The organism is Serratia sp. MF1(2023) (assembly GCF_030954545.1).
Lineage (GTDB): Bacteria > Pseudomonadota > Gammaproteobacteria > Enterobacterales > Enterobacteriaceae > Serratia > Serratia sarumanii.
The window spans coordinates 65,587-76,502 of the sequence record NZ_JAVHUX010000037.1; the positions used below are offsets into that span (position 1 = coordinate 65,587).

A 10,916-nucleotide genomic window follows, 5' to 3' on the forward strand; every position below is an offset into this window, starting at 1 on the left:
GAACGATGGAAGCAAAGATTTCGGTGCCGCAGTATGAGCTGCGCGGTTTCAGCCTGTGGGGCTTTCGCGATATGGCGCACTGCATGGACTTTTTGTTCGACGACGGCCGGGTAAAACAGGGCACGCTGGTGGCCATGAACGCGGAAAAGATCCTGAAGGCGGAAGAGGACCAGGCGCTGCATGCGTTGCTGGATGAGGCGGAGTACAAGTACGCCGACGGCATCAGCATGGTGCGCTCGATTCGCCGCAAATACCCGGCGGCGGACGTTTCGCGCGTTGCGGGCGCCGATCTGTGGGAAGCCTTGATGCAACGCGCCGGCCGTGAAGGCACGCCGGTCTTCCTGGTCGGCGGCAAGCCGGAGGTTTTGGCGGAAACCGAGCAAAAGCTGCGCAGCCAGTGGAATGTCAACCTGGTGGGCAGCCAGGACGGCTACTTCAAACCGGATCAGCGCGAGGCGCTGTTCGAGCGTATTCGTGCCAGCGGCGCCGCGATCGTGACGGTGGCGATGGGATCGCCGAAGCAGGAGATTCTGATGCGCGACTGCCGCAAGGTGCATCCGCAGGCGCTGTATATGGGCGTGGGCGGCACCTACGACGTCTTTACCGGCCATGTGAAGCGTGCGCCCAAGGTGTGGCAGAACCTCGGTCTGGAATGGCTCTACCGCCTGCTCAGCCAACCCAGCCGCATCGGCCGGCAGTTGAAGCTGTTGAAGTTTGTCGGCTACTACTACAGCGGCAAGATGTAACCCCTCATCCGGGGCGGAAAGTGCTGTTCCGCTCCGGTCTGCTGTACCAATAATCTGCTTTTGCGCGTTTCTCCCGCATATCTATAACCCTCGGCCCTAAACGTCGTCGCATTTATTCCATAAAGTTTTAAATTGCGGTTTGCTTATAGCGGCGAAATGCGAAACGATACCGCCCGGAAATTATCCCTGGCCGCTGAAGCTTGATGCGACAGCGCTGAACGATGTCCTTCTCACGGTCACTTCGCTCCGACAACCCGTTGATGCCAATCCGATCGGCAGGGGATGATTTATTCTTTTAATAATGACAATAACGACCGGCAGCGGCCGGCAGGCAAACACGACCCGAGAAAAATTATTGAGGATTTATGGTACACAAAGAGAAACCGCAAGGGCTACACCGGGGCCTTGAGGCCCGGCATATCGAGCTTATCGCTCTGGGGGGCACCATCGGTGTCGGCCTGTTTATGGGCTCGGCCAGTACGCTGAAATGGGCGGGGCCGTCGGTGCTGCTGGCTTACATTATCGCCGGGCTGTTCGTGTTCTTCATTATGCGTTCGATGGGGGAAATGCTGTTCCTCGAGCCGGTCGCCGGGTCGTTTGCCGTTTACGCGCATAAGTACATGAATCCCTACTTCGGTTACCTGACCGCCTGGGGCTACTGGTTTATGTGGATTGCCGTCGGCATTTCTGAAATCACCGCCATCGGGGTGTATGTGCAGTTCTGGTTCCCGGAAATACCGCAGTGGGTGCCGGCGCTGATCGCCGTGGCGATGGTCGCGTTGGCCAACCTGGCGGCGGTGCGCCTGTACGGTGAGCTGGAGTTCTGGTTCGCCATGATCAAGGTCACCACCATCATCGTGATGATTCTGGTGGGGCTGGGGGTGATCCTCTTCGGCTTCGGCAACGGCGGTGAACCTATCGGTTTCGCCAATTTGACGGCGCACGGCGGTTTCTTTGCCGGCGGCTGGAAAGGCTTCCTGTTTGCGCTGTGCATCGTGGTGGCGTCCTATCAGGGGGTTGAACTGGTGGGCATCACCGCCGGGGAAGCCAAGAACCCGCAGGTGACGCTGAAACGCGCGATCAACAATATCCTGTGGCGCATCCTGATCTTCTATGTCGGTGCGATCTTCGTCATTGTCACCATCTTCCCGTGGAACGGCATCGGCACCACCGGCAGCCCGTTCGTGCTGACCTTCGCCAAGATCGGCATCGTTGCCGCCGCCGGCATCATCAACTTCGTGGTGTTGACCGCCGCGCTCTCCGGTTGCAACAGCGGCATGTACAGCGGCGGCCGCATGCTGTACGCCCTGGCCAAGAACCGCCAACTGCCGGCGGCGCTCACCAAGCTTTCCGCCAGCGGCGTGCCGGTGAACTGCATCGCCGTCACCATCGGCTGCCTGTTGGTGGGCTCCGCGCTGAACTACATCATCCCGAATCCGGAGCAGGTGTTCGTTTATGTCTACAGCGCGAGCGTGCTGCCGGGCATGGTGCCGTGGTTCGTGGTGCTGATAAGCCAACTCTATTTCCGCCGCGCCCATAAGGAAGCGATCAAAAACCACAGCTTTAAGTCGATCATGTTCCCGTATGTGAACTATCTGACCATCGCTTTTCTGGTTTGCGTGCTGGTCGGCATGGGAATCAACCCGGATACGCGCATTTCCCTGCTGGTCGGGGCGATTTTCTTAGCCGGCGTCAGCCTGTGCTACTTCGCTTTCGGCATGCACAAGAAACATCATCCGGTTGAAAATCGGGTAGAAACGCGCCAATAAACGGCGAAAAGGGGCTACGGAGTGCGCTTTTGTGCGCGGGAGTGAGCAAAGCGTAATCAAACGCAACATTTCTGCGAAAAAGCACTAGACAGGATTGGCGTAAATCCGTAGTATCCCCTCCCGCAACGGCGCTACGCGCCCGTAGCTCAGCTGGATAGAGCGCTGCCCTCCGGAGGCAGAGGTCTCAGGTTCGAATCCTGTCGGGCGCGCCATTAAGTTTGTGCGCAGGAGCTGCGGTGGTATATTACCGCGTGAGTAAGAAGTAGTAATGGTGGCTATAGCTCAGTTGGTAGAGCCCTGGATTGTGATTCCAGTTGTCGTGGGTTCGAGTCCCATTAGCCACCCCACTTCCTGACGAAGTGACGATTTAGCAGTATTTTGTGACAGTGCGAAGGTGGCGGAATTGGTAGACGCGCTAGCTTCAGGTGTTAGTGTTCTTACGGACGTGAGGGTTCAAGTCCCTCTCTTCGCACCACGCAAAATATCTGATAAATATAAGATTTATATGGACAATGGTCTGATAAATCGGGTAGTATGAGCAATACAAATCGGCGAGTAGCGCAGCTTGGTAGCGCAACTGGTTTGGGACCAGTGGGTCGGAGGTTCGAATCCTCTCTCGCCGACCACTTTCAAAAAAACCGACGCAAGTCGGTTTTTTTACGCCTGCAGTTTATGAGGATGAGCACCTCCGCAGGAGGTTCGAGCCTCGCGAAGCGAGACGAAGGTAGGCCCGTGCAGCAATGCGCGGGCTTTTTGCGTATCTAAGGATGGGCACTTTGTCTCTGTCGGCAAGCGTGTTGGTTTTCAGCGACAGCGCCATCCAGCGCTGTCGTCAGGTTGAGACAAATAATTGATTGATTTAAAAAGACAAAATGGGCTTTGGCTTAAGTCGTCGTTTTGAGGCGACATTCTTATTACGGCTGCTGGTATGGAATGCCAGAGAGTGGCATATAACAGGAAAGACAGGGTTAAATTAAAAATTAATATATTTCAATGCATTGAGGCCCGTTTTTTATTGGGAATGGCCTTAACCTTAAAGTTGGCACGCCAAGTGCAATATCTATAGCGTAGATGCTCATTCCACCTCTTATGTTCGCCTTAGGCCTCATAAACCCTGGGAATGACGCAGAGCCGATTTAGGGTGCCTATCGCCCACGAGAACGATGACTAACCCGTCATCACGCTCAGGGCAAAACGTTGAGTGAGGCACCGCCCCTGTTGTCCTAGACCTGATTGCTTCTTTATACACTTGCCCTGCGGCAAGTGTTTTTTTTTGCGCCTCAGGATGTTAACTGGCAAAAAAAAGCGCGGCATCAAGAGCCGCGCTGTTCTTCAATCGTGCAGGGCGCTATTCGCCGCCGTTCTGTTTCAGCGTCAACATCAGTCCTTCGCGCCGCATCTGCGCTGCCTCATCCGAACGATGCAGTTTTTCCAGCGTATCGGCCAACCAGGCGTAGTCGTAGGCATCCGGGCGCTGTTTCAGCGCTTCGCGGAAGACGTCGGCCGCCTGCTGCCACTCGCCGTGTTTCATCAGCAGCTGCCCCAGCGTGCTGTTCAGCAGCGGCGTCGCGCCGTGCTGCTTCATCTGCTGGCGCAGCGCTTTCTCCAACTGCTCGGGGTTGCCGGACTTCAGCCGCGGCAGCAGCAGCACCAGGCGCTCGTCGTATTGGCGCTTCAAGCTGTCGAGCACGATCTCCTGCGCCAGTTCGTGGTCGTTGCATTCGATCAGGTGTTCCACCATCGCGATTTGCAGCGGCACTTCGTGACGCGTCTTGCGGCTCTGATCTTTCCACCAGCGCTTCAGGCCTTCGCTGCCTTCGTCCGCCATCGCCTGATTCATCAGCCCGATATAAGCCTGCTGCTGCAATGCCTGCAGTTGCTCTTCGCTGTGGAGTTCGATTTTACGCATCGACGGCAGCACTTCCAGCAGCGACGCATAGGCGCCGGTGCGCAGATAGGCTTGTTCCGCCAGGCGCAATACTTCCGGATGACGCGGCGCCTGGTTCAGCAGGCGATCGACGCCGTGGCGCGCGGCGTGGTTCTCGCCCTGTGCCAGCTGGATGCGAACCCGGGTGATATCCACCGGCAGCTGATCGGTGTCGGCCGCTTCGGCAGCGCGCTCCAGATATTGGTTGGTGCGGAAGTCATCGCCGCGTTGCTGTGCGGCCTCGGCGGCCAGCAGGTAGTTCACCACCGGCTGTTCGGCGTGATCGGCGTTGCGCGTCATCAGCTTCTCGACCTGCTTGTAGTCGCCTTCCGCCAGCTTGATCAGCGCGGCTTTGGTTTGCTGGCGCGCGCGAGTGCGCTTGCGGCCGATAAACCAACCGCGCGTGCGGGCGCCGGTGCGGAAGAGACGGCGCAGGATCCACTCGATCGCCAGCAGCACCACGAACAGCAGCACCAGCATGATCGCCAGGCCGGTGACGCTGGTTTCGATATTGTAGTTGTCGGTCTGGATCAGCACATAGCCCTGATGCCCGGCCAACATCGGCCCGAGCACCACGCTGGCGATCACCACCAGGAACAGAAATAGCACGCGTAACATGGCTTAACCCTCCTGGTGAGCGGCAGGGGACTGGGTCATCAGGTTGCGCACCCGGGTCTGCATCACTTTTTCCAGCAGCGGCTGGCTTTTCAGCTGATCCGGCACGTCCATCGAGATCGACTGTTGGCTCAGGTTGTCCAGCTCTTCCAGGAAGGCCTTGGTCGCTGGATCGGTGGTGTCGAAATAGGCGCGCACCCAGGTGGAGACGGTTTCCAGGGATTGCTTGTAGGTCTCGTTCTGGTGGCGCGGGATGGCCTGCGCGGCCACCAGCAGGCGCGAACGGATGTTTTCGCGCAGGTAGATGTCCTGGTTCGGCGCCAGCAGCGGTTCGGCGCTGGCGTCGCGGCGGCGGATGGTAATGAAGTCGGCCATGAAATTGCGCCAGCTCTTGGCCAGGTTCTGCCGCCACTCGGCGATCGAACCGGAGAGCTCGCTGCTGTTTTGATCCATCGGCGCTTCGTCGGTGTCGTTGTCCGCCAAGCGCAGGTTATCCACCTGATTGGACAGCTGATTGACCTTGAGGATGATGCCGTCGTAATCGACCTGGGTCAGCGTAGCAAGCGTGCCGATGTCTTCGGTAATGGCGCGGCGCACGTCGAGCAGGCTAGGATCGTTCATGTCCGCCAGGCTGGCGTCGGCGCTTTTCAGCAGCGCGGCGGCACTGGTCACGTCCTGATCGCTCCACAGCTTGCGGCCGGCCATTTTCACCAGGAAATCGGCCTGCGCCAGCAGCCAGGTTTTGGCGTCGCTGCCGGAGATGGTCGCCACTTTTTCCTGCAGCTCGCTCAGTTGGCGCGCGAGGTTAGCCTGCTCGCGATCGGCGGCGTCCAGGGTTTTACCCTGCTGCTGCAACAGGCCTTCCAGCGCATTTCTTTCCTGCTGCTGGCTCTGCTTCACGCCTTCAAGCTGCTGCTGCAGCGCCTGATTGGCGGCGATCAGCTGTTGCGCCTGCTGGTGCGTGTGGTAATAGCCGCCCGCGCCGAGGGCGATGACCAGCACGATAGCGATCGCGCCGAGCACCGGGCCGGTGTTCTTGCCTTTGCGGCTGGCAGCGGCTGGCTGCTGGGAGCTCTCAACCGCGGTGGTTGGCTCTTCAACCGGAGCGGATGGGGTATTTTGTTCCGTCATAGTGGCACATCCCATAGTCAGATTATTGTAGCGCGCGGATCAGCGCGTCATTATCGGCGTTGTCAGCTACCCGAATCGTACGCCAGCCCAAATCCCGGGCGAGGGTAGCCAGGCGTTCGCTCACTACTACCAGGCGGCAACGCAGCAGCCATGAAGAACGATAGTAATCAGGAACTAAAGTATAGAGCTGTTGTAACATTTCACCGCTGGTCACCACCAGCGTATCCACACCGGCGCGCTGCCAGTGGGCGCTCTGCTCGCTGCCGTCGTAGTGTACCGGGCTGCGTTGATAGCATTCATAATAGCTGACGTCGGCGCCGCGCTCGCTCAGCGTCGTGCCCAGCAACTCGCGGCCGCCGTTGCCGCGCAAAATCAGCGCGCGTTTGCCCGCCAGCTTTTGCAGCGCCGGCAGCAGCAGCAGCGTTTCGCTGATCTCGCGTTCCCGCGGGTATTCCACCGGCAAACTGCTGATGCGGTGCAGCGCCAGCCCGGTGGTGCGGCCGATGGCGTAATAATTCAGGTGCGCGGGCCAGCTCAGCCCGGCGCGGCCGATGACCGAATCGGCATAGTTCACCGAATGCTGCGACAGCACGAATACCAGATCGCCGGCGTTCAACTGCTGCAACGCCTGCGGCAGCTGCGGCAGATCGCCACCGGGGGCGAAGTCGATCAGCGGTGCATGATAGGCAACCCGGCCGAGTGCGCGCAGCCGGCTCACTAACTGCTCTCCCGAAGGCGATGGGCGGGTTACCAGGATCGTCATGCCGGCGGATTTCCCTGATAAACTTCGCGCAGGATCTCGCGCGCGCCGCGCGCCAGCAGCTCTTCCGCCAGCTCAACGCCCATCCGTTCGGCCTCGGCGGCCGGGCCGCGGCGCTCGCCGCGCACCATCTGGCTGCCGTCCGGCGCGCCGACCAGGGCGCGCAGCCACAGGCTGTCGCCATCCAGTTCGGCATAGCTGCCGATCGGCACCTGGCAGCCGCCTTCCAGACGGGTGTTCATCGCCCGTTCGGCGCGCACGCGGGTTTCGGTGGCCGCATGGTTCAGCGGCGCCAGCAGCGCGCGGGTGACGCTGTCGTCGAGACGGCATTCAATGCCGACCGCACCTTGGCCGACCGCCGGCAGGCACTCTTCGGCGCTCAGCGGGCTGCGGATGCGTTGCTCCAGCCCCAGGCGTTTCAGGCCGGCCACCGCCAGAATAATTGCGTCATAGTCGCCGTTGTCCAGCTTGGCCAGGCGAGTGCCGACGTTGCCGCGCAGGTCGCGCACGATCAGATCCGGGCGGCGTTCACGCAGCTGGCACTGGCGGCGCAGGCTGGAAGTGCCGACCACGCTGCCCTGCGGCAGTTGATCGAGCGAGGTGAAACGGTTGGAAACAAAAGCGTCGCGCGGATCTTCGCGTTCGCAAATGGTGGCCAAACCCAGGCCGGCGGGGAAATCGACCGGCACGTCTTTCATCGAGTGCACGGCGATGTCGGCGCGGCCTTCCAGCAGCGCCAGCTCGAGTTCTTTAACAAACAGGCCTTTACCGCCGACTTTCGCCAGCGGCGTATCCAGAATAACGTCGCCGCGCGTCACCATCGGCACCAACTCGACCTGCAGGCCGGGATGGCAGGCTATCAGACGTTGCTGCACATAATGTGCTTGCCAGAGTGCAAGCGGGCTTTGTCGGGTGGCAATTCGAATAATTTTGTCTAACATGCTTGTTACCGTTTTTATATTTCGCCATCCATCCTACCACTGAGAGCCAATACTGTCAGTGCAAGAAGCCGGAGGCGGAAAAAGGACAACGGAATCAAAGGGACGTGTGATGTGCTTTGGGGCAGTTAACACTGCGGGTAAATCGTTTAGGGAAGCGCTACAATAATTGTGAAGCGTTACCTCCTTTACGGTCAATCAGCAAGGTGTTAAATTGATCACGTTTCCAGCAATAAGTCGCCAAATATTCTTCTTACACTAACGGCGCTTATGGAATACGGGTTTTTTTCTAAACACCGGGATAATCAGGCGAGACGTCTTGTACCTCTACATCGAGACATTGAAGCAGAGACTGGATGCGATCAATCAGCTACGCGTCGATCGCGCCCTGGCGGCTATGAAGCCCGCGTTTCAACGGGTATACAGTCTGCTGCCCACCTTACTGCACCACCACCACCCGCTGATGCCGGGTTACCTGAACGGTAACGTTCCCCACGGCATTTGCCTCTACACGCCTGATGAAACTCAACAAGATTACCTGAACGATTTAGAAGACAAATGGGGCAGCCCGTTTGACAAACCGGCCAGCGGCGAGCTGCCGATCACCGGCGTCTATTCGATGGGCAGCACCTCGTCTATCGGCCAAAGCTGCAGCTCGGATCTCGACATCTGGGTCTGCCACCAGTCCTGGCTGGACAACGAAGAACGCACCCGCCTGCAGCAAAAATGCAGCCTGCTTGAGAAGTGGGCCGCCTCGATGGGGGTGGAAGTCAGCTTCTTCCTGATCGACGAAAACCGCTTCCGGCATAATGAAAGCGGCAGCCTGGGCGGCGAAGACTGCGGCTCGACGCAGCATATCCTGTTGCTCGACGAATTCTACCGCACCGCGGTGCGCCTGGCCGGCAAGCGCATCCTGTGGAACATGGTGCCGGGCGAAGAAGAAGCGCACTACGATGAATACGTGCTGTCGCTATACGCGCAGGGCGCGCTGACGCCGAACGAGTGGCTGGATCTCGGCGGCCTGAGTTCGCTGTCGGCGGAAGAGTACTTCGGCGCCAGCCTGTGGCAGCTGTACAAGAGCATCGATTCGCCTTACAAGGCGGTGCTGAAGACCCTGCTGCTGGAAGCCTATTCCTGGGAATATCCCAATACCCAACTGCTGGCGACGGACATCAAACATCGCCTGCATCAGGGCGAGATCGTCAGCTTCGGGCTCGACGCCTACTGCATGATGCTCGAGCGCGTCACCCGCTACCTGACCGACATCAACGACACCACCCGCCTCGATCTGGCCCGCCGCTGTTTCTACCTGAAAGTGTGTGAAAAGCTGTCGCTGGCCAAGGCCTGCGTCGGCTGGCGGCGCGAGATCCTCAGCCAGCTGGTCAGTGAATGGGGCTGGAGCGAAGAGCGTCTGGCGATGCTGGACAACCGCGCCAACTGGAAAATCGAACGGGTGCGCGAAGCGCATAACGAGCTGCTCGACGCGATGATGCAGAGCTACCGCAACCTGATCCGTTTCGCCCGCCGCAACAACCTCAGCGTCAGCGCCAGCCCGCAGGATATCGGCGTGCTGACCCGCAAACTGTACGCGGCGTTCGAAGCGCTGCCCGGCAAGGTGACGCTGGTGAACCCGCAGATTTCGCCGGACCTGTCGGAAAACGACTTAACCTTTATTCACGTGCCGGTTGGCCGCGCCAACCGCACCGGCTGGTACCTGTATAATCAGGCGCCGGCTATGGATTCGATCGTCAGCCATCAGCCGCTGGAATATAACCGCTACCTGAACAAGCTGGTGGCCTGGGCCTATTTCAACGGCCTGCTGACCCCGCAGACCCGCCTGCACATCAAGAGCGGCAACCTGTGCGACACCGCCAAGCTGCAGGAGCTGGTGGCCGACGTTTCTCATCACTTCCCGCTGCGCCTGCCGGCGCCGACGCCGAAAGCGCTGTACAGCCCGTGCGAAATTCGCCATCTGGCGATCATCGTCAACCTGGAAAACGATCCGACCGCCGCCTTCCGCAATCAGGTGGTGCATTTCGATTTCCGCAAGCTGGACGTGTTCAGCTTCGGCCAGCAGCAGCAGTGCCTGGTGGGCAGCATCGATCTGCTGTACCGCAACTCCTGGAATGAAGTGCGCACCCTGCATTTCAGCGGCGAGCAGTCGGTGCTGGAAGCGCTGAAAACCATTCTCGGCAAAATGCATCAGGACGCCGCGCCGCCGGAGTCGGTGGAAGTGTTCTGCTACAGCCAGCACCTGCGCGGCCTGATCCGCACCCGTATCCAGCAGCTGGTGTCGGAGTGCATCGAGCTGCGCCTGTCCAGCACCCGCCTGGAGCCCGGCCGCTTCAAGGCGGTGCGCGTCGCCGGGCAGACCTGGGGGCTGTTCTTCGAGCGCCTGAGCGTATCGGTGCAAAAGCTGGAGAACGCGGTGGAGTTTTACGGCGCCATCTCCAACAACAAGCTGCACGGCCTGTCTATCAAGGTGGAAACCGATCAGGTGCATTTGCCGCCGGTGGTGGACGGCTTTGCCAGCGAGGGGATCATCCAGTTCTTCTTCGAAGACACCTCAGACGACAAGGGCTTCAATATCTATATTCTGGACGAGTCGAATCGAGTGGAGGTGTACCACCACTGTGAGGGCAGTAAAGAGGAGCTGGTGCGCGACGTCAGCCGCTTCTATTCATCCTCGCACGATCGCTTCACCTACGGCTCCAGCTTCATCAACTTCAACCTGCCGCAGTTCTATCAGATCGTGCAGCTCGACGGGCGCACGCAGGTGATCCCGTTCCGCAGCAACGTGCTGTCCAGCCTGTGCGTGACGATGGCCGACGGCGCCGCGCAGCCGCTGAAACAGCAGTTCCAGCTGCATTGACGCCGCAAGGGCTCGGTTGTGAACTGCACCCCAAATGTTGGACACATCTGACATTTGGAGGTGCAGTTCTATGAAGTTTTCGCTGCAAGACAAACTCAGTGCCGTCCGGCATTACCTTGCCGGGCTTGGCAGCCAGCGGCAAACCGCCAGAAAGTTCT

At 59.4% G+C, this 10,916-nt stretch carries 7 protein-coding genes and 4 tRNA genes; 7 read left to right on the top strand and 4 right to left on the bottom strand.

Annotated elements, in window-relative coordinates; translation table 11 throughout:
- Positions 1–5 precede the first annotated feature (5 nt).
- From wecG to REA38_RS17715, 6 genes are all read left to right on the top strand, one after another.
- Complete coding sequence (wecG, locus tag REA38_RS17690) at positions 6–746, top strand: lipopolysaccharide N-acetylmannosaminouronosyltransferase (protein ID WP_060429082.1); 741 nt, start codon at positions 6–8, stop codon at positions 744–746.
- Positions 747–1,111: 365 nt separating this feature from the next.
- Positions 1,112–2,515 (top strand): amino acid permease, encoded by a 1,404-nt coding sequence (locus REA38_RS17695; protein WP_308886345.1) that lies wholly within the window; start codon positions 1,112–1,114, stop codon positions 2,513–2,515.
- A gap of 135 nt (positions 2,516–2,650) precedes the next feature.
- Positions 2,651–2,727 (top strand) — tRNA-Arg (locus REA38_RS17700).
- A gap of 59 nt (positions 2,728–2,786) precedes the next feature.
- A tRNA-His gene (locus REA38_RS17705) sits at positions 2,787–2,862 on the top strand.
- Positions 2,863–2,903: 41 nt separating this feature from the next.
- A tRNA-Leu gene (locus REA38_RS17710) sits at positions 2,904–2,990 on the top strand.
- 74 nt (positions 2,991–3,064) lie between these two features.
- A tRNA-Pro gene (locus REA38_RS17715) sits at positions 3,065–3,141 on the top strand.
- Positions 3,142–3,863: 722 nt separating this feature from the next.
- On the opposite strand, the gene hemY is transcribed toward REA38_RS17715, so the two are convergent.
- From hemY to hemC, 4 genes are read right to left on the bottom strand one after another with little or no spacing between them, the layout of a single operon-like run.
- Positions 3,864–5,060 (bottom strand): protoheme IX biogenesis protein HemY, encoded by a 1,197-nt coding sequence (gene hemY / locus REA38_RS17720; RefSeq protein WP_033649634.1) that lies wholly within the window; start codon positions 5,058–5,060, stop codon positions 3,864–3,866.
- Positions 5,061–5,063: 3 nt separating this feature from the next.
- Positions 5,064–6,188, bottom strand: coding sequence for a uroporphyrinogen-III C-methyltransferase (hemX, locus tag REA38_RS17725; RefSeq protein WP_308886347.1), 1,125 nt, complete (start codon positions 6,186–6,188; stop codon positions 5,064–5,066).
- A 22-nt stretch (positions 6,189–6,210) separates the two neighbouring features.
- The gene (gene hemD / locus REA38_RS17730) at positions 6,211–6,951 is read right to left on the bottom strand and encodes a uroporphyrinogen-III synthase (RefSeq protein ID WP_060388291.1); all 741 of its coding nucleotides are present in this window, start codon (positions 6,949–6,951) and stop codon (positions 6,211–6,213) included.
- On the bottom strand, positions 6,948–7,889 hold the full coding sequence (gene hemC / locus REA38_RS17735) for a hydroxymethylbilane synthase (RefSeq protein ID WP_308886349.1): 942 nt from the start codon (positions 7,887–7,889) through the stop codon (positions 6,948–6,950). The genes hemD and hemC overlap by 4 nt, the downstream gene beginning before the upstream one ends.
- 316 nt (positions 7,890–8,205) lie before the next feature.
- Between hemC and REA38_RS17740 the strand changes: the two genes are divergently transcribed.
- Positions 8,206–10,758 carry a class I adenylate cyclase gene (locus REA38_RS17740; protein WP_308886351.1) on the top strand — a complete coding sequence of 851 codons (2,553 nt, stop codon included), beginning with the start codon at positions 8,206–8,208 and terminating at the stop codon, positions 10,756–10,758.
- Positions 10,759–10,916 lie beyond the last annotated feature (158 nt).